This window comes from Streptomyces sp. Sge12, assembly GCF_002080455.1.
Lineage (GTDB): Bacteria > Actinomycetota > Actinomycetes > Streptomycetales > Streptomycetaceae > Streptomyces.
Genome location: NZ_CP020555.1, coordinates 5,886,544 through 5,903,110, shown reverse-complemented (window position 1 = coordinate 5,903,110; position 16,567 = coordinate 5,886,544). Strand labels below are relative to the sequence as shown.

Sequence of the window (16,567 nt, the reverse complement as noted above, 5' to 3'; positions counted from 1 at the left end):
GCGGGGTGAGCCACTAGGCTCGCCGTCATGACTGATCATGTGCACGACCTGCGATCTGTACGTGAAGCCACGGACCGACTGCTGACCGCAGTCGCGAAACTGGACAACGCAGCCCTCGCCGAGGAGTCACACCTCCCGGGCTGGACCCGCGGCCACATCCTGGCCCACCTCGCACGCAACGCGGACGCCCTCGTCAACGTCTTCGAGGGGCGCCCCATGTACGAGAGCGCCGCCGCCCGCGACACGGACATCGAGCGCGACGCCGGCCGGCCTCTGGAAGAACACCTGACGGACCTCCGTGATTCCGCGGCCCGCTTCATGGCCACCACCGAGCCCGACCAGGACTGGTCCCGCACGGTCGAGCTGCGCAACGGCGTCACCGATCTCGCCGCCAACGTGCCCTTCCGCCGCTGGGTCGAGGCCGACCTGCACCACGTCGACCTGAACATCGGCTACGAGCTCACCGACCTCCCGGCGGAGTTCACCGACCGCGAGATCGCCTTCCTCGCCGACCGCTGGTCCGGCCGCCCCGAGGTGCCGCCGGTGGCCCTGGTAGCGGGCGACGGACGGAGCTGGCGCACCGGCTCCGCCGGGGATCCGGCCGTGACCGTGTCCGGCACCGCCGCGGGGCTGCTGGCCTGGCTGGCCGGCCGCGGCGACAAGGGCGCCTCCCTGACGACCTCGGGCGGCCCCCTCCCCGAGCTCCCCCCGCTCTAGGATCAAGACATGACGTACACCGGAGAGGTCAAGGTCGGCGGTCCGGCCGACGTGCACGAACTCGCGGACCTGATGATTTCCAAGGTCGCGGTGGGTCCGATGAACAACAACGCCTACCTGCTGCGCTGCCGCGCCACCGACGAGCAGCTGCTCATCGACGCGGCCGCCGAGGCCGACACCCTGCTCAACCTGATCGGCGACGACGGCATCGCGTCCGTCGTCACCACCCACCGGCACGGCGACCACTGGGGCGCGCTCGCCGAGGTGGTCGAGGCGACCGGCGCGCGGACCCTCGCGGGCGCCCTCGACGCGGAGGGCATCCCCGTCGGCACGGACGTCCTGGTCGGCGACGGGGACACGATCACGGTCGGGCGGGTCTCGCTGACCGCCCGCCACCTGGTCGGGCACACCCCCGGCTCGATCGCGCTGGTCTACGACGACCCGCACGGACACCCGCACGTGTTCACCGGCGACTGCCTCTTCCCGGGCGGCGTCGGCAACACCCACGACGACCCGAAGGCCTTCGCCAGCCTCATCGACGACGTGCAGCACAAGCTCTTCGAGCAGCTGCCGGACGAGACCTGGGTCTACCCGGGCCACGGCAACGACACCACCCTCGGCGCCGAGCGTCCGCACCTGGCCGAATGGCGCGAGCGCGGCTGGTAGGCACCGCAACGCGTCAACTTCCCGGCGCGACGCACTCCTTCCGGTCGGCTACCACCGAACTCCCGCCCCGAGGGGCGGGAAAGGGGTATGTGGTGCGGCATGCCACAGGACCCTTCTCCGCCCCTCGCCTCCTCCGCCCCCGAGGCCTCCCCGGCCCCCTCGCCGACACCCCGGTCCCCCGGGGCCGGCGGGCCCACCGGGCCCGGCATGCTGCGACTGGCCACGGCCTCGCTCGCCGGGACCGCGATCGAGTTCTACGACTTCTTCGTGTACGGGACGGCGGCCGCCCTCGTGCTCGGCCCGCTGTTCTTCCCCTCCTTCTCCCCGCTCGCCGGAACCCTCGCCGCATTCGGCACCTTCGGCGTCGGCTTCCTCGCCCGCCCGCTCGGCTCCGCGGTCTTCGGCCACATCGGCGACCGCTACGGCCGGCGCCCGGTCCTGCTGGCCTCCCTGCTGCTCACCGGCCTGGCCACGGTCGCCGTCGGCTGTGTGCCCACGTACGGCTCGATCGGCACGGCCGCGCCGGTCCTGCTGCTCCTGCTGCGCTTCCTCCAGGGCCTCGGGCTCGGCGGCGAATGGGGCGGCGCCGTGCTGCTCACCGCCGAGCACGCACCCGAGCGGCGGCGCGGACTGTGGTCGAGCTTCCCGCAGATGGGCCCGGCGGTGGGCTTCCTGCTCGCCAACGGTCTGATGCTGGGGCTGTCCGCCTCGCTGACCGACGCCCAGTTCACCTCCTGGGGGTGGCGGGTCCCCTTCTGGGCGGCCGGGGTGCTGGCCCTGGCCGGGCTGTGGCTGCGCCACTCGGTGGAGGAGACCCCGCAGTTCCGGGCGCTCGCGGCGACGGATCGGCGGGCCGAGGCCCCGCTGGCGGAGGTGTTCCGGGGCCACTGGCGGCTGCTCCTGCTGACCGGCGGGGCGCTCGCCGTGGGGTACGCCGTCTTCTACGCCGTCACCACCTGGTCCCTCGCGTACGCCACCGAGCACCTCACCGTGAACCGCACGACGATGCTCGCCTGCATCATGGCCTCGGTCGCGATCAAGGGCCTGGTGACCCCGCTGATCGCGATGCTCGGTGACCGCTACGGGCGGCGGCCGCTGTGCCTGGCCGGGTGTGCGCTGTGCGCCGTGTGGATGTTCCCGCTGGTGGCCCTGTTGCGGACGGCCGATCCGCTGCTGATGACGATCGGCTTCACCGGCGCGCTGCTCGGCATGGTCACGATGTTCTCGGTGGTGGCCGCGTACCTGCCGGAGCTGTACGCGCCGCGGATCCGCTGCACGGGTGCGGCCGTCGGCTACAACCTGGGCGGTGTCCTGGGCGGGGCGCTGACCCCGATCGTGGCGACCGCGCTGGCGGACGGCTCGGGTCCGCCGTGGGGCGTCGCGCTGTACCTGACCGGCATCGCCCTGGTCAGCCTGGTCTGTTTCGCGCTGCTGCCGGAGACCGGTCCGGCGGCCGTGCGCAAGCGGGCGGCCGCGGCCCGGGGCACGGAAACGGGGGCGGCCGAAGCGGCCGCCCCCGCGTAGCTCCGCGGATCCGTCAGACGTCGGCGCTCTCGCTGCGGGTGGCGGCCTCGGCCGCCGCCTGCTTCTTCGAGGCGATGAGGCTGGTGATCGTGGTGATGACCAGGACACCGCAGATGACGCCCAGGGAGACCGGGATCGAGATGACCGGGACGTGCACGCCGGACTCGTGCAGGGCGTGCAGCACCAGCTTGATGCCGATGAAGCCGAGGATGATCGACAGGCCGTAGCTGAGGTGGACCAGCTTCTTGAGCAGGCCGCCGATGAGGAAGTACAGCTGGCGCAGACCCATCAGCGCGAAGGCGTTGGCCGTGAAGACGATGTACGGGTCCTGGGTGAGGCCGAAGATCGCGGGGATCGAGTCCAGGGCGAACAGGACGTCGGTGGTGCCGATGGCGAGCATGACGACCATCAGCGGGGTGAGGACGCGCTTGCCGTTGCTGACGATGAAGAGCTTGGTGCCGTGGTACCGGTCGGCGACGCCGAACTTCTTCTCGACGGACTTCAGGAGGCGGTTCTCCTCGAACTCGTCCTCGTCCTCGTCCTTGCGGGCCTCCTGGATCAGCTTCCACGCGGTGTAGATCAGGAAGGCGCCGAAGATGTAGAAGACCCAGGAGAAGCTCGCGATGATCGCGGCGCCGGCGGCGATGAAGACCGCGCGCAGGACCAGGGCGATCAGTACGCCGATGAGCAGCACGCGCTGCTGGAGGTGGGAGGGCACCGCGAACTTCGCCATGATCAGGACGAAGACGAAGAGGTTGTCGACGCTCAGGGACTTCTCGGTGATGAAGCCCGCGAAGAACTCCTGGGAGGCCTGCGGGTTACCGAAGAACCACAGGCCGAGCCCGAAGAGGGCGGCGAGGACGATCCAGACGACCGTCCAGGTGCCGGCTTCCTTGATCGAAACGTCGTGCGGCTTGCGGCCGATGAAGAAGTCGGCGCCGATGAGGAGGGACAGACCGAGAATGGTCGCAGCCCAAAGGGCCCAGGAAACTTCCATGATGTGAACACGCCTCCGGCGGATGGCTCAGCACTTTGTCAGCGTCATCGCTGCCGGAGGTCTCTTCCACCCGGACGGCCTGGAGGCCGCGGGCCGACGCCCCGGGAGCACCTGCATTCATCCAACCGCAGGTGGTCCGTATTGACGGGTACGCCGTAGCAGGAAAGCAGGAATACTCCCCTCCGCACACACGAGCATACCCATCAAGGGCCGAAAAGGTAAAGGGAATGCCAAAGGATGGTCACGGGCGGGTAGTGCGCCGGGCCTCCGCCACCCGGTCCAGCGCCTGGTCGAGGACCCGGCTGCCCTGCGGGGGCAGGTTCGGTTCGAAGGTCCACGCGTGGTGCACCCAGGGGTCGGCAAGGTGGTTGTCCGGGACCGGCGACAGCCGCATCAGGGAGCGCCACAGCGGGTCGAGCAGCGGCCCGTAGGCCGAGGCCTCGTCGCGGTCGGCGACCATCAGCAGGTGCACGCCGACCGCCGCACCCTCGTCGGCGAGGTAGCGCAGCTGGGTGACGGCGCGGTCGTCGAAGCCGTGCGGGAAGTCGTGCACGATCAGCAGCTGGTCGGCCGTGTCCACGTCCGGCGGCAGGTCCTCGGGGGCGCCGGCACGCAGCGCCATCTGTACGAGGTCCACCCGCCGGGTCAGCCGTGCCAGGGTCTGGGTGACCCCGGCGGCCCCGGCGGCGGGCGGGGCGGCCAGCACCCCGGCGCGTACCAGTGGTGCCAGGGAGGCGGAACCGGCTCCGGCCGCGTCGATGACGTGCACGGAGAACCGGTCGGCGGGGTGGACCGCGAGCAGCCGGACCGCGAGGGTGACGGCCATGTCCATGGCGGCCCGGCGCAGCAGGTCGGTGTCCATGGTCATGGCGGCCTCGGAGCCGGTGCGGCCGTTGTCGATCCAGAGTCCGCGCTCCAGCGGGACCCGGGTCAGCATGGGGATGCGCAGGTCGGGCCGCTCGGGCAGGTGCAGGTCGCCCAGGCGCAGGGCCAGCGGGCTCTCCTCGGGGGTGCGGTGCCCGTGCCAGACGGGGTTGTCCCAGCGGGCGTACGCGGCCGGCAGCGCGGGCTCGACGACCTCCGACTCGGCGATCAGCTGGGCCAGGTCCCGGTCGAGGACGGCCTGGGCCTGGGCGACGAGCTCCTCGCGGCGGGCCCGGGCGGTGTCGCGGGCGGCGTTCCCCGAGCCGCCGAGGCGGTGGCGCGGGTCGGACAGGGCCTCGTCGAGCTCGCGGTCCATCCGGGAGTCGGCGAACTCGACGGCGCTGCGGTAGGCGGCGACCGTGCGGGCCAGGTCCTCGAACATGCCCCAGACCTGGTTGTAGAGCCGCTCCTCCATGGACCAGCCGCTGGCGTCCCCGGCCACGGGCCGCGGGGCCTGTCCCGGCTCCTGCGCTGCGGCGGCCCGCGGCGCGGGCTCGGGCGGCTCGGTGCTGGTGCGGCGGCGCCGCGGATGGGCGTAGCTGATGGTGGGCGGGGAGGCCGGGGTGTCGCCACCGGGCCCGGGCGTACCGGCGTACGGGTGCCCGGGGGCGGGGACCGGGTCCGGGGGCTCGGGGACGGGCGCGGGGGCCGGGGCCGGGGTCTGCGGGGCGCGCAGGTCGCCGACGAGGGTGGGCATGGTCGCCAGGGTGATGTCGGACTCCCCGGTGCGGGCGGCCGTGCGCAGCGCGGCGGCGGCCAGCTCCGCGGCCTGCGGTGCGGCCAGTCCGCCGTCGGCGAGCAGGGCGCCGAGGCCCTCGGCGTAGCCCTGGCCGACGGCGCGGACCTTCCAGGCACCCTGGCGCCGGTACAGCTCCAGCGCGACCACGGCCGTCTCGGCGTCGAGCCCGGTCAGGGTGTACCCGGCGAGTTCGGCGCCGTCCGGGTCGGCCACGGCCACGTAGGAGGCCGGTACTGCGCCGAAGCGCACCGGACCGCCGGGCGGCAGGACGAGCAGGACGCCGAGCCGGTGCACGTCCGCGGCGACCTCGTCGAGGTCGACGGCGAAGGTGTGCCGTTCGGCGAGCTCGCCCGGCGACCGCACGCCGGGGAGGGACCTCGCGCCCGGGTGGGCCAGTATCCCGTCGCCGGAGAACCGGCCCTGTTCGTCGGCGAGCGAGGCCAGGGCCAGCACGGGTGTGCCCGCCGAAACCCTGATCTCCACCCGGCTCTGGGACACGGGGTGGTTCTGCCCCCGGACCAGTTCGGCCGTCATCGTGCAGCCCCTCCCCCGTGCCTTCTTCTCTTGTCCGGTACTACAGGTGCGGCAGGATCGCCGGCATGAGGTCCTGGAAGGTGCGGCCGTTGGCCGGGTTCCCGAGGGCCGTCATCTGCCAGCCGGCACCCTGGCGGGACACCTTGGCCATGATCTGCGCGGTGTACTGACCGCCGCCGTCCAGGGTGTAGCGGGCCAGCTCCTGGCCGTTGGTCTCGTCGACGATGCGGCAGAACGCGTTCTGCACTTCCTGGAACGTCTGGCCGGTGAAGGAGTTCACCGTGAACACGATCTGGTCGATGTGGACCGGCACGCGCTGGAGGTCGACGAGGATCGCCTCGTCGTCCCCGCCCTGGCCGACGCCGCCGACGAGGTTGTCACCGGTGTGGCGCACCGAGCCGTCGTCGCTCTGGAGGTGGCGGAAGAACACCACGTCCACGGGCTGCTTGTCGGCGAAGAGCACCGCCGAGGCGTCGAGGTCGATCTCCCGGGTGCGCGAGCCGAACAGCCCGCGGCGCTTCGCCGCCTGCCAGCCGAGGCCCATACGGACCGCGGTCAGCGTGCCTCCGTCCGCCTTCTGCAGACTGATGGCCTGACCCTTGGTCATGTTGACCGTCACGTACTGTCCCCTCTCCCTGGCCCGCCCCATGACGGGCGTGCAGCATGTACCTGCGGCTGATACCCAACCCTACTGACAGGCCTCCGGTCAGGCGAGGCCCGCTTCCTTCATCTGCCGCAACTCCTTCTTCAGCTCGCCCACCTCGTCGCGGATGCGGGCCGCGACCTCGAACTGGAGCTCGGCGGCAGCCCCGCGCATGCGCTCGGTCATCTGCTCGATGAGCGCGGCCAGTTCGGCCGCGGGCCGGTCGGTCAGCACCTCGGCGCCCGCGTCGCCCTTGCCCCCGGCCGTCCCCTTCGAACCCTTTCCGCCCGTCTTGCCCGCGGCCGCCCGGCCGCCGAGCGCCGGCACCGGGGCCTTGGCCCCCTTGCCGTCCTTCGCCTGGCGGTACCCGGTGCCGAGGAGCTCCTCGGTGTCGAGCTCCTCACGGGCGATGGTGGCCACGATGTCGTTGATCTTCTTGCGCAGCGGCTGCGGGTCGATGCCGTTCGCCGTGTTGTAGGCGATCTGCTTCTCCCGGCGCCGGTTGGTCTCGTCGATGGCCTTCTCCATCGCCGGGGTCATCTTGTCCGCGTACATGTGGACCTGGCCCGAGACGTTGCGCGCCGCGCGTCCGATGGTCTGGATCAGGGAGGTCCCGGAGCGCAGGAAGCCCTCCTTGTCGGCGTCGAGGATGGCCACCAGGGACACCTCGGGCAGGTCGAGGCCCTCACGGAGCAGGTTGATGCCGACCAGGACGTCGTACTCGCCGGCCCGCAGCTCGCGCAGCAGCTCGATGCGGCGCAGGGTGTCCACGTCGCTGTGCAGGTAGCGGACCTGGATGCCGAGCTCCAGGAAGTAGTCCGTGAGGTCCTCGGCCATCTTCTTGGTGAGCGTGGTGACCAGGATCCGCTCGTCCTTCTCGACGCGCTGGCGGATCTCGTGGACCAGGTCGTCGATCTGCCCCTCGGTGGGCTTGACCACGACCTCGGGGTCGATGAGGCCGGTGGGGCGGATGATCTGCTCGACGAAGCCGTCGCCGCGCGAGAGCTCGTACTTCCCGGGGGTCGCCGACAGGTAGACGGTCTGGCCGATGCGCTCCTGGAACTCCTCCCACTTCAGCGGCCGGTTGTCGAGGGCGGACGGCAGCCGGAAACCGTGGTCGACGAGGGTCCGCTTGCGGGAGGCGTCGCCCTCGTACATGGCGCCGATCTGCGGCACGGTGACGTGCGACTCGTCGATGACCAGGAGGAAGTCCTCCGGGAAGTAGTCGATGAGGGTGTTCGGAGCGGAACCGCGCTCGCGGTCGTCCATGTGCAGCGAGTAGTTCTCGATGCCGGAGCAGGACCCGATCTGGCGCATCATCTCCAGGTCGTAGGTGGTGCGCATGCGCAGCCGCTGCGCCTCCAGCATCTTGCCCTGCTTCTCCAGCTCGTCGAGGCGCTCGGCCAGCTCCGCCTCGATGCCGCGGACCGCCTTCTCCATGCGCTCGGGCCCCGCGACGTAGTGGCTGGCGGGGAAGACGTAGAGCTCGCGGTCCTCGCTGATGACCTCGCCGGTCAGCGGGTGCAGCGTGGACAGGGCCTCGATCTCGTCGCCGAACATTTCGATGCGGACGGCCAGTTCCTCGTAGACCGGGAAGATCTCGATGGTGTCCCCGCGGACCCGGAAGGTGCCGCGGGTGAAGGCGACGTCGTTGCGCGTGTACTGGATGTCCACGAAGCGGCGCAGCAGCTGGTCCCGGTCGATCTCCTCCCCCACCTTGAGGGAGACCATCCGGTCGACGTACTCCTGTGGGGTACCGAGGCCGTAGATGCAGGACACGGAGGCGACGACGATCACGTCGCGCCGGGTCAGCAGCGAGTTGGTCGCGGAGTGGCGCAGCCGCTCCACCTCCTCGTTGATCGAGGAGTCCTTCTCGATGTACGTGTCCGACTGCGGAACGTAGGCCTCGGGCTGGTAGTAGTCGTAGTACGAGACGAAGTACTCGACGGCGTTGTTCGGCAGGAGCTCGCGGAACTCGTTCGCCAGCTGGGCGGCGAGCGTCTTGTTCGGCGCCATGACCAAGGTGGGGCGCTGGAGCTTCTCGATCATCCAGGCCGTGGTCGCCGACTTGCCGGTGCCGGTCGCACCCAGCAGGACGACATCCTTCTCACCTGCACGGATGCGCTTCTCCAGCTCGGCGATGGCCGCCGGCTGGTCGCCGCTGGGCTGGTAGGGGCTGACGACCTCGAAAGGCGCCACCGTGCGTTCGATCTTCGATACGGGCCGCATGGGTCAACCGTACGACCCCCCACTGACACTCACGTAGCGCCGCGGGTCGGCGGGCCGCTCCGCCCGTCGCTCCGGGCGCCGCCGCCGGGCGCCGCCGACCGCCGCCCGCCACCGCCGGCCGCCCGGGCCGCCGTCATTCGTTCTGGTCCGTTTGTCGTAGTTCGGTGGCGGCTCGGTGATCTTCAACCCCATGATCGCGGTGAAGTGCATCGCCACAACGTCTGCCGCTCCGCACCCGTCTGACGCAGGAACAGGGCTCACGACCCGAGGAGAACGCACATGTACGTCCGACCCGCCGCCGCGGCCGCGGCCGCATTCCTGGGCTTCACTCTCACCCTGCTGGGCGGGACCGCCTCGTACGCCGCCACCGGCCCCGGATCCGGCTCGGCCACCGGAACCGGCACCGGACCCGGAACCGGAACCGGGACCCGACCCGTCCGGGCGGCGCTGGGGCTCCCCGTCGTGTACGCCCACCGGGGAGCCTCCGCCTACGCCCCGGAGAACACCCTCGACGCGATCGACCTGGCCATGCAGATGGGCTTCGCCTGGGTGGAGAACGACGTGCAGCGCACCAAGGACGGCGTGCTGGTGGTGATCCACGACGACACGCTGTCCCGGACCACCGACGTCGAGCAGCGGTTCCCGGGCCGGGCGCCGTGGAAGGTGAAGGACTTCACCTGGGCCGAGATCTCCCGGCTGGACGCGGGCAGCTGGTTCGGCGACGAGTACGCCGGCGCCGCCGTGCCGAGCCTGCGGCAGTACCTCGACCGGGTGCAGCGCAACCAGCAGCGGCTGCTGCTGGAGATCAAGAAGCCGGAGCTGTACCCGGGGATCGAGGAGGAGACCCTGAAGGTGCTGGACGAGGCCGGCTGGCTCGACGAGCGGCACGTCGGCAAGCGCCTGGTGGTGCAGAGCTTCAGCGCCGACTGCGTGCGCATCGTCCACGGGCTGCGCCCGGACCTGGTGACCGCCTTCCTGGGCACCCCCACCGTGGCGGACCTGCCCCGGTACGCGGAGTTCACCGACCGGATCAACCCGTGGCACACCACGATCTCGGCCGACTGGGTCTCGGCGGTGCACGGCCTGCGCGGCGCCCACGGCAAGGCCATGGAGGTGGACACCTGGATCGTGGACGACGCGGCGACGGCCCGGAAGGTGCAGGCCATGGGCGTGGACGGCATCATCACCAACGCCCCGGACGTGGTGCAGAACGCGGTCGGCGGCTTCTGAGGCCGGGCCGGAGCGCGCCGACTGCGTTGCCGGGAGTCGCCGGCGCCGACCGCATTGTCGGTGGCCGGCCGTACCGTGGACCTGTGGACAGCACCGAGCGGCCCCGCGGGCCGCACCTCGAATGGACCGTCGTCGCCAGCGACATCGGGCCCCTGCTCCTGGCCGCGACCCCCGAGGGTCTGGTCCGGGTCGAGTTCCATGCCCAGCCGGACCGGGTGGACCGGATGATCGGCCCGCTCGTCTCGCGGCTCGGCGCCGATGCCCGGCGCACCGCACCAGGTGAGGAGGAGCTGCTGGCCGAGCCGATACGCCAGCTCGCCGCGTACTTCGCAGGTTCGCTGCGGCGCTTCGATCTGCCGCTGGACTGGCGCCTGAGCTCCGGCTTCAACCGGCAGGTGCTCCAGGAGCTGGACCGCTCCGTGCCCTACGGCTCGGTCGTCGGCTACGGGGAGCTGGCCGCCCGCGTCGGACAGCCCGGCGCCGCCCAGGCCGTGGGCAACGCCATGGGCTCGAACCCACTGCCGCTGGTGGTGGCCTGCCACCGGGTCGTGGAGAACGACGGGGGCATCGGGGGATTCGGCGGCGGGGTGGAGACCAAGCGGCAGCTGCTCGCGCTGGAGGGAGTGCTTCCGCAGCCGCTGTTCTGAGCGGCCCCCTGACCTGCGCACCCGGCCCGTGGGCATTACGGCGACCGGGCTCGGCCCGGGCCCTGCGCGGGCTCGGCCCGGGCCCCACACGGGCACGGCCCGGGCCCCACACGGGCACGGCTCCGGTGCGGTTCCGCCGGGCGGTAAGGGCTGGCACACTGCGGCGGTGACTACTCCTGCCGCCGCACCCGGCCTCCCCGCGTCCCCCGCGCCCCGCGTCGCGCCCCCGCGACACCGGTGTACGCCGTGACCGCCTCGCCCGGCACCGACCGGCCCGTGCGCCCGCCGGCCCCGACCGAGCTGGAACGGCTGCAGCGGCGCACCTCCCGGGTCCTCATGGCCGGTCAGGTCCTCGGCGGCCTCGGCGTGCCCATCAGCATCGCCCTGGCCCCCGTACTCGCCACCGAGGTCAGCGGCACCGAGGCACTGTCCGGTGTCGCCTCCACGGCCGCGGTGATCGGTACCGCCGTGGTCTCACTGCCCCTCGCCGCCCTGATGAACGCACGCGGCCGCCGCCCCGGACTGGTCCTGGCCTACGCGATCGGCGCCGCCGGAGCGGGCCTGGTCGTCCTCGCCGCCACCATCGGCAACTTCCCGCTGCTGCTGCTCGGCATGGCCGCCTTCGGCGCCGCCTCCTCGGCCAACCTCCAGGCCCGGTTCGCCGCGGCCGACCTCGCGGCCCCGGACCACCGCGCCCGCGCCATCTCGCTCGTGGTGTGGGCGTCGACCCTCGGCGCAGTGCTCGGCCCCAACCTGTCCGCGCCGGCCAGCCGCAGTTTCGCCGGCACCGCGATACCCGAGACGGCCGGCCCGTTCGTCTGGGCCGCCGCCGTCTTCCTGCTCACCGGCACGCTGATCGGCGTGCTCCTGCGCCCCGACCCGCTGCTGACGGCCCGGGCGCTCGCCGCCCCCGAGGAGCAGACCCGCGAAGGACGCTCGCTGCGGGCCGGTATCGCCGCGGTGAAGGCCTCCCCGCGGGCCCGGCTCGCCCTCCTCACCGTCGCCGTGTCCCACACCACCATGGTCTCGATCATGGTGATGACGCCGATGGACCTGAGCCACCACGGCGCCGGCCTGGAGCTCATCGGACTGGTGATCAGCGGTCATATCGCCGGCATGTTCGCCTTCTCCCCCGTGATGGGCTGGCTCGCGGACCGGCTCGGCCGGCTCTCCGTGATCGGGCTGGCCGCCGGCCTGCTGTCCGTCGCCGCGCTGCTCGCCGGAACGGCCGGCCCCAGCCACGGCCGGAGCGCGCTCGGCCTGTTCCTGCTCGGCCTCGGCTGGTCCGCCGGAATGGTGTCCGGCTCGGCCCTGCTGACCGACTCGGTGCCGCAGCCCGCACGGGCCGCCGTACAGGGCCTGAGCGACCTCACGATGAACACGGCCGCGGGCCTGGGCGGAGCGGCCGCCGGGCTGATCATGTCCCAGGCGGGCTACGGCTGGCTGAACGCCGTCGGCGCCGCGCTGCTGCTGCCGATGGCGGCGCTCGCGCTGTTCACGGCCCGCCGCCATCCCGTGACCGGCCGCGGCGCCGCGAAGGGGGCCGTCAGTAGCTGATGTGGTAGGCCTTGCGCAGCGTCTCGTGCACGGTCCAGGTCGTCCGGTCGCCCTCCCGGAGCACGCAGGCGGAGCCGGGGCCGACCTCCAGGGTCTCGCCGCCCTCGACCTCGACGGTGGCGCGGCCGCTGACCACCACGAAGAGCTCGTTGGCCTCGACGTCGGTGACCACGCCGGGGGTGATCTGCCAGATCCCGCGCACCTGCTTGCCGTCGGCCGATTCCCACAGCACCTTGCCCGTCACGACGGGGTCCCCGGAGACGATCTGCTCGGGGTCGAGGTCATCGGCCTCCAGCTCGACGTCCGCGACGGAGACGGAGAAGGACCCGGGGGCGGGGGCGTGGGTGGCGGAGTGATCGCTGGTGCTCATGGCGCGCCAGCCTAGTGCGGCCCACCGCGCGAAGCGGTGACCACAGCGTCCAGCAACGGCCCGCCGGACGAGTCATCCTGTCCAGCCCCCGGCCGCCCGGCGGTGAGTACCGGCTGGGGGAAGCCGGTGTCCGCGGGTGCCCGCCAGAGCACGTCGGCGAACCCGGCCCGCCGGGCGTACCCCGCCGTCTCCTCCTCCGGCAGCGCCCAGTACGTCGCGCTCGACGTCCGCGTGGTCCAGGTGGCGCCGGTCGGCAGCAGCTGGAAGAGCTCCACGTCGTACCGCTCCCCGTCGGCGTGCCAGTGCCACAGCTGGAAGGTCACCGTCCGCCCTTCGGGGCCCGTGTGGACGTGCGGGGGTTCGCTCTGCGGGCGGGTGCGGCGCAGTTCTCCGTAGGGGCGCGTGGAGAGCAGCAGCAGCCCGCCGGGGCGCAGCACCCGCAGGGTTTCGGCCAGGGCCGTGCCCACGTCGCGGGCGGTCAGCAGGTGCGGCAGGGCGTTGTCGGCGCAGACCACGGCGTCGAAGGAGGCCTCCGCGAAGGGCAGGGCCCGCATGTCGGCGACGGCGAGGGGCAGGGCGAGCCCGCGCCGCGCGGCCTCGCGGGCGGCGCGGGTGACGGAGGCGGGGCTGAGGTCGGTCCCGGTGACCCGGTGGCCGAGCGCGGCGAGGCCCAGGGACTGGGTTCCGATGCCGCAGGCGGTGTCGAGCACGGTGTGCGGTCCGGGGCCCAGTGCGGCGGTGAGCAGGGCGTCGAGGGCCCGGCCCTGGCGGGCGGTGCTCGCGTCCCAGTCCGCGTAGATGAGGTCGTAGCGGTCGGCCAGCCCGTCGTAGAAGCCGCGCGTGTCCATGGGGGCACGCTACTCGGACAGCTTGGGACGGGTGTGGCGGGAGAGCGTTTGGAGGCGTCAATCCCGTGCCATGGATGGGGACATGTCACAGCACAGAGCAGATGCGTCCCTGTCCGGTGGACCGGTCCTGTCGGCGGAGGTGCGCGAGGCACTCGCCCGGGGGAAGCCCGTGGTGGCCCTGGAGTCGACGATCATCGCGCACGGTCTGCCCCGGCCCCGCAACCTGGCGGTGGGCCTCGAACTGGAGGCCCTGGTCCGAGCGGAGGGAGCGGTTCCGGCGACGGTCGCGGTCCTGGACGGGGTGCCGTACGCGGGCCTGGACAAGGAGCAGCTGGAGCGGATCGCGGCGGGGGACGGCGTGCGCAAGCTCGGCCACCGGGACCTGGCGCCCGCACTGGCGGCCGGGGCCACGGGGGCGACGACGGTGTCCGCGACGGCCTTCCTCGCCGCCCGGGCGGGCCTGCGGGTCTTCGCCACGGGCGGGCTGGGCGGGGTGCACCGGGAGTGGGCCCGGACGCAGGACGAGTCGGCGGACCTGTCGCTGCTGGCGCGGACGCGGATCACCGTGGTGTGCGCCGGGGTGAAGTCGATCCTGGACGTGCCGGGCACGCTGCAGCGGCTGGAGACGCTGGGGGTGGGGGTGCTCGGCTACGGGACCGACCGCTTCCCCGGCTTCTACCTGGCCGACTCCGGCGAGCCGGTGGACTGGACCGTGCACCGCCCCGAGGAGGTCGCGGCGGTGATGGCCGCTCAGGACGCGCTGGGCGGACCGGAGTCGGCGCTGCTGGTGGCCAATCCGGTGGCGCGGGAGGACCAGCTGGATCCGGAGCTGCACGACCGGGTCCTCGCGGAGGGGCTCGCCGAGTGCCGCGAGCGCGGGATCACGGGGCAGGCGGTGACGCCGTTCCTGTTGGGGTTCCTGGTACGGGCGACGGACGGGGCCTCGCTGGAGGCGAACCTGGCCGCGGTACGCGGCAACGTGCGGCTCGGGGCCCGGATCGCGGGGGCCTGGGCGGCGCGCGCATGACCGGCCCGGGGGCGTTGCTCGTCGTCGGGGACGTGGTGACGGACGTGGTGGCCATACATCCGGAACCACTGGCCCCGGCCACCGACACGACGGCCCGCATCCGGACCCTGCCGGGCGGCGCCGGGGCCAACGCCGCCTGCTGGGCGGCCCGTACGGGGACCGCGGAGGTACGCCTCCTGGCGCGGGTGGGCGTCGAATCGGCGCGCTGGCACGAGCGGGCGCTGGTGGACGCGGGGGTGCGGCCGCGCCTGGTGATCGACTCGCAGGAGCCCACCGGGACGGTGGTCGCGCTGGTCGGCAAGGACGCGGAGCGGACGTTCCTCACGGACAGCGGGGCCTCGCTGCGGCTGTGCCCGGCCGACTGGGCCCCCTCCCTGCTGGACGGGGCGGCCCATCTCCACCTGTCCGGTTATCTGTTCTTCGCCGACAGCAGCCGGGAGCTGGCCATGGTCGCGCTACGGGCGGCCCGGACCCGGGGGGTGCCGGTGAGCGTGGATCCCGCCTCGGCCGGGTTCCTGGCCGCCCTGGGGCCGCAGCGTTTCCTGGACTCCGTGGCGGGGGCGGGCGTCCTGCTGCCGAACGAGGACGAGGCCCGGCTGCTGGCCGGGCTGCCGGAGCCGGCGGGGGTGGCGCGGGCGGCGGCGGCGCTCAGCCGGCGCGTCCCGCTGGTGGTGGTGACCCGGGGCGCGGCCGGGGCACTGATCGCCGAGCACGGCCGGATCACCGCCGAGGTGGAGGCGGAGCCGGCCGAGGCGGTGGACACCACGGGCGCCGGGGACGCGTTCACCGGGGGCTTCCTCGCGGCCCGGCTGGAGGGCGCGGACCCGGCGGAGGCGGCCCGCGCCGGGTGCCGGGCGGCGGCCCTGGCGGTGACCCGGGTGGGCGGCCGCCCGTAGGCCGTCTCTTTCGGATCTTGCCGGCCGAGCCCGCGGTGTCCGGTGCCGTGCACGGCAAGGCGGAGGGGCGCCCGTGTACTGGACGTACTCGGTCGTCCCGACAACGCGGCCGGGTGCGGTGCTGGGCGTCGCGGGCCCGGCAAGATCCGGAAGAGACGGCCTAGGCCCGAGCAGCGCCCGACCCCAGCTGCGCCGGCGATTGAGGCGCGGGGCCGGGCGGCGCCCTGAGGACCGCGGGAGGGCGCCGGGGCGGGGTTCCGCGCAGCGGGACCGGACCGCGGCCGGGTCAGCCGGCGCCGATGCCCGTCCAGGCGGGGTGGCGGGGGTCGTCGGCCCGGACCACCACGTCGGCGGCCGACGCCGGGTCGGTGTCGGCCTCGTAGCGCGCGAAGGCGGGGAGCGTCCAGCGCGCCGACTCCTCGGTGCGTCGGGCCAGGGCTCCCGCGGACAGCCGGATGTGGACGCTCAGGTCGAAGGGGAACCAGTGCCCCAGCAGCAGCGGGCCGTGCACGAGGAGCACGCCGCCGGGCGGGAGTTCGACGTAGGGGCTGCGGGTCGCCCGGTCGGTCACCGGGTCCCAGAGGTCCGGCAGCACCCGCCCGGTGCCGCCGGGGTCGGTGGGGCCGAACACCTCCCGCCAGAGCGCCGCCGTGTCGTACCAGCCGCCGAGGTAGGAGTCCACGTCCTCGCGGCCGAACTCGAAGCGCAGGGAAGCCGGTCGCAGGAAACCGTCGGCCGGCACCACCAGGGACGGCCGCCCGCGCAGGCGCAGCGCGTCGGCGAGTCGACCGGCGAGCACGCCCGTCTCGGCGGCGGGGGCTCCGTCAATGCCCACCCGCTGCCAACTGCCCTGCTCAGGGGCATGGTCGGGGTTGTCGAGGTGACCGGCGAGCCGCTCGGCCATCCGCTGCCATGTGATCGCTTCCCACTGCACCGGCCCATTGTCAGTGGTGGGCCTTAGCGTTTTTCACGAGGGATCGCCGGCCGGAAGGAAGCCGGCGGCCCTGCCTTTGGGGAGA

15 protein-coding genes are annotated in these 16,567 nt (G+C 73.0%); 8 read left to right on the top strand and 7 right to left on the bottom strand.

Annotated elements, in window-relative coordinates; all coding sequences use genetic code 11:
- The first annotated feature begins 27 nt into the window (after nucleotides 1–27).
- The 3 genes from B6R96_RS26475 to B6R96_RS26465 all read left to right on the top strand — a co-directional run bounded on the left by B6R96_RS26475 (nucleotide 28) and on the right by B6R96_RS26465 (nucleotide 2,907).
- Nucleotides 28–717 carry a maleylpyruvate isomerase family mycothiol-dependent enzyme gene (locus tag B6R96_RS26475; protein WP_053702617.1) on the top strand — a complete coding sequence of 230 codons (690 nt, stop codon included), beginning with the start codon at nucleotides 28–30 and terminating at the stop codon, nucleotides 715–717.
- A 9-nt stretch (nucleotides 718–726) separates the two neighbouring features.
- Nucleotides 727–1,383: an MBL fold metallo-hydrolase gene (locus B6R96_RS26470; RefSeq protein WP_030388938.1), complete on the top strand. Its 657-nt coding sequence runs from the start codon at nucleotides 727–729 to the stop codon at nucleotides 1,381–1,383.
- Nucleotides 1,384–1,590: 207 nt separating this feature from the next.
- The gene (locus tag B6R96_RS26465) at nucleotides 1,591–2,907 is read left to right on the top strand and encodes an MFS transporter (protein ID WP_081523833.1); all 1,317 of its coding nucleotides are present in this window, start codon (nucleotides 1,591–1,593) and stop codon (nucleotides 2,905–2,907) included.
- A gap of 13 nt (nucleotides 2,908–2,920) precedes the next feature.
- Here the strand turns inward: B6R96_RS26465 and B6R96_RS26460 are convergent, their stop codons facing one another.
- The 4 genes from B6R96_RS26460 to uvrB form a co-directional block, all read right to left on the bottom strand.
- Nucleotides 2,921–3,904, bottom strand: a complete 984-nt coding sequence (locus B6R96_RS26460) for a TerC family protein (RefSeq protein WP_030388940.1) — start codon at nucleotides 3,902–3,904, stop codon at nucleotides 2,921–2,923.
- 241 nt (nucleotides 3,905–4,145) lie between these two features.
- Nucleotides 4,146–6,101 carry a TerD family protein gene (locus tag B6R96_RS26455; RefSeq protein WP_081523832.1) on the bottom strand — a complete coding sequence of 652 codons (1,956 nt, stop codon included), beginning with the start codon at nucleotides 6,099–6,101 and terminating at the stop codon, nucleotides 4,146–4,148.
- A 40-nt stretch (nucleotides 6,102–6,141) separates the two neighbouring features.
- Nucleotides 6,142–6,720, bottom strand: coding sequence for a TerD family protein (locus B6R96_RS26450; RefSeq protein ID WP_053702614.1), 579 nt, complete (start codon nucleotides 6,718–6,720; stop codon nucleotides 6,142–6,144).
- Nucleotides 6,721–6,807: 87 nt separating this feature from the next.
- Nucleotides 6,808–8,973, bottom strand: a complete 2,166-nt coding sequence (gene uvrB / locus B6R96_RS26445) for an excinuclease ABC subunit UvrB (RefSeq protein ID WP_081523831.1) — start codon at nucleotides 8,971–8,973, stop codon at nucleotides 6,808–6,810.
- 279 nt (nucleotides 8,974–9,252) lie between these two features.
- On the opposite strand from uvrB, the gene B6R96_RS26440 reads away from it, so the two are divergent.
- The 3 genes from B6R96_RS26440 (at nucleotide 9,253) to B6R96_RS26430 (ending at nucleotide 12,407) form a co-directional block, all read left to right on the top strand.
- Nucleotides 9,253–10,203, top strand: coding sequence for a glycerophosphodiester phosphodiesterase (locus B6R96_RS26440; protein ID WP_081523830.1), 951 nt, complete (start codon nucleotides 9,253–9,255; stop codon nucleotides 10,201–10,203).
- An 83-nt stretch (nucleotides 10,204–10,286) separates the two neighbouring features.
- Nucleotides 10,287–10,850, top strand: a complete 564-nt coding sequence (locus B6R96_RS26435) for a methylated-DNA--[protein]-cysteine S-methyltransferase (RefSeq protein WP_081523829.1) — start codon at nucleotides 10,287–10,289, stop codon at nucleotides 10,848–10,850.
- 336 nt (nucleotides 10,851–11,186) lie between these two features.
- Nucleotides 11,187–12,407 (top strand): MFS transporter, encoded by a 1,221-nt coding sequence (locus B6R96_RS26430; protein WP_081525270.1) that lies wholly within the window; start codon nucleotides 11,187–11,189, stop codon nucleotides 12,405–12,407.
- Here the strand turns inward: B6R96_RS26430 and B6R96_RS26425 are convergent.
- Nucleotides 12,397–12,777, bottom strand: coding sequence for a cupin domain-containing protein (locus tag B6R96_RS26425; protein ID WP_030388946.1), 381 nt, complete (start codon nucleotides 12,775–12,777; stop codon nucleotides 12,397–12,399). The genes B6R96_RS26430 and B6R96_RS26425 overlap by 11 nt on opposite strands.
- An 11-nt stretch (nucleotides 12,778–12,788) precedes the next feature.
- Nucleotides 12,789–13,625, bottom strand: a complete 837-nt coding sequence (locus B6R96_RS26420) for a class I SAM-dependent methyltransferase (RefSeq protein WP_081523828.1) — start codon at nucleotides 13,623–13,625, stop codon at nucleotides 12,789–12,791.
- 82 nt (nucleotides 13,626–13,707) lie between these two features.
- Between B6R96_RS26420 and B6R96_RS26415 the strand changes: the two genes are divergently transcribed.
- Together B6R96_RS26415 and B6R96_RS26410 are read left to right on the top strand one after the other, a co-directional pair.
- Nucleotides 13,708–14,652, top strand: a complete 945-nt coding sequence (locus B6R96_RS26415) for a pseudouridine-5'-phosphate glycosidase (protein ID WP_053702610.1) — start codon at nucleotides 13,708–13,710, stop codon at nucleotides 14,650–14,652.
- A complete protein-coding gene (locus tag B6R96_RS26410; RefSeq protein WP_081523827.1) occupies nucleotides 14,649–15,548 on the top strand; it encodes a carbohydrate kinase family protein in 900 nt (299 codons plus the stop codon). Before B6R96_RS26415 ends, B6R96_RS26410 begins: the two co-directional genes overlap by 4 nt.
- Nucleotides 15,549–15,834: 286 nt before the next feature.
- On the opposite strand, the gene B6R96_RS26405 is transcribed toward B6R96_RS26410, so the two are convergent.
- Nucleotides 15,835–16,482, bottom strand: coding sequence for a uridine kinase (locus tag B6R96_RS26405; RefSeq protein ID WP_053702608.1), 648 nt, complete (start codon nucleotides 16,480–16,482; stop codon nucleotides 15,835–15,837).
- Nucleotides 16,483–16,567 lie beyond the last annotated feature (85 nt).

Excerpts from the sequence above, each read along its gene's own strand:
- B6R96_RS26455 (WP_081523832.1), bottom strand. The coding sequence starts at position 6,101 with ATGACGGCCGAACTGGTCCGGGGGCAGAACCACCCCGTGTCCCAGAGC.
- B6R96_RS26425 (WP_030388946.1), bottom strand. The coding sequence starts at position 12,777 with ATGAGCACCAGCGATCACTCCGCCACCCACGCCCCCGCCCCCGGGTCC.
- B6R96_RS26430 (WP_081525270.1), top strand. The coding sequence starts at position 11,187 with ATGGCCGGTCAGGTCCTCGGCGGCCTCGGCGTGCCCATCAGCATCGCC.
- B6R96_RS26420 (WP_081523828.1), bottom strand. The coding sequence starts at position 13,625 with ATGGACACGCGCGGCTTCTACGACGGGCTGGCCGACCGCTACGACCTC.
- B6R96_RS26470 (WP_030388938.1), top strand. The coding sequence starts at position 727 with ATGACGTACACCGGAGAGGTCAAGGTCGGCGGTCCGGCCGACGTGCAC.
- B6R96_RS26415 (WP_053702610.1), top strand. The coding sequence starts at position 13,708 with ATGTCACAGCACAGAGCAGATGCGTCCCTGTCCGGTGGACCGGTCCTG.
- B6R96_RS26465 (WP_081523833.1), top strand. The coding sequence starts at position 1,591 with ATGCTGCGACTGGCCACGGCCTCGCTCGCCGGGACCGCGATCGAGTTC.
- uvrB (WP_081523831.1), bottom strand. The coding sequence starts at position 8,973 with ATGCGGCCCGTATCGAAGATCGAACGCACGGTGGCGCCTTTCGAGGTC.
- B6R96_RS26440 (WP_081523830.1), top strand. The coding sequence starts at position 9,253 with ATGTACGTCCGACCCGCCGCCGCGGCCGCGGCCGCATTCCTGGGCTTC.
- B6R96_RS26460 (WP_030388940.1), bottom strand. The coding sequence starts at position 3,904 with ATGGAAGTTTCCTGGGCCCTTTGGGCTGCGACCATTCTCGGTCTGTCC.
- B6R96_RS26475 (WP_053702617.1), top strand. The coding sequence starts at position 28 with ATGACTGATCATGTGCACGACCTGCGATCTGTACGTGAAGCCACGGAC.
- B6R96_RS26410 (WP_081523827.1), top strand. The coding sequence starts at position 14,649 with ATGACCGGCCCGGGGGCGTTGCTCGTCGTCGGGGACGTGGTGACGGAC.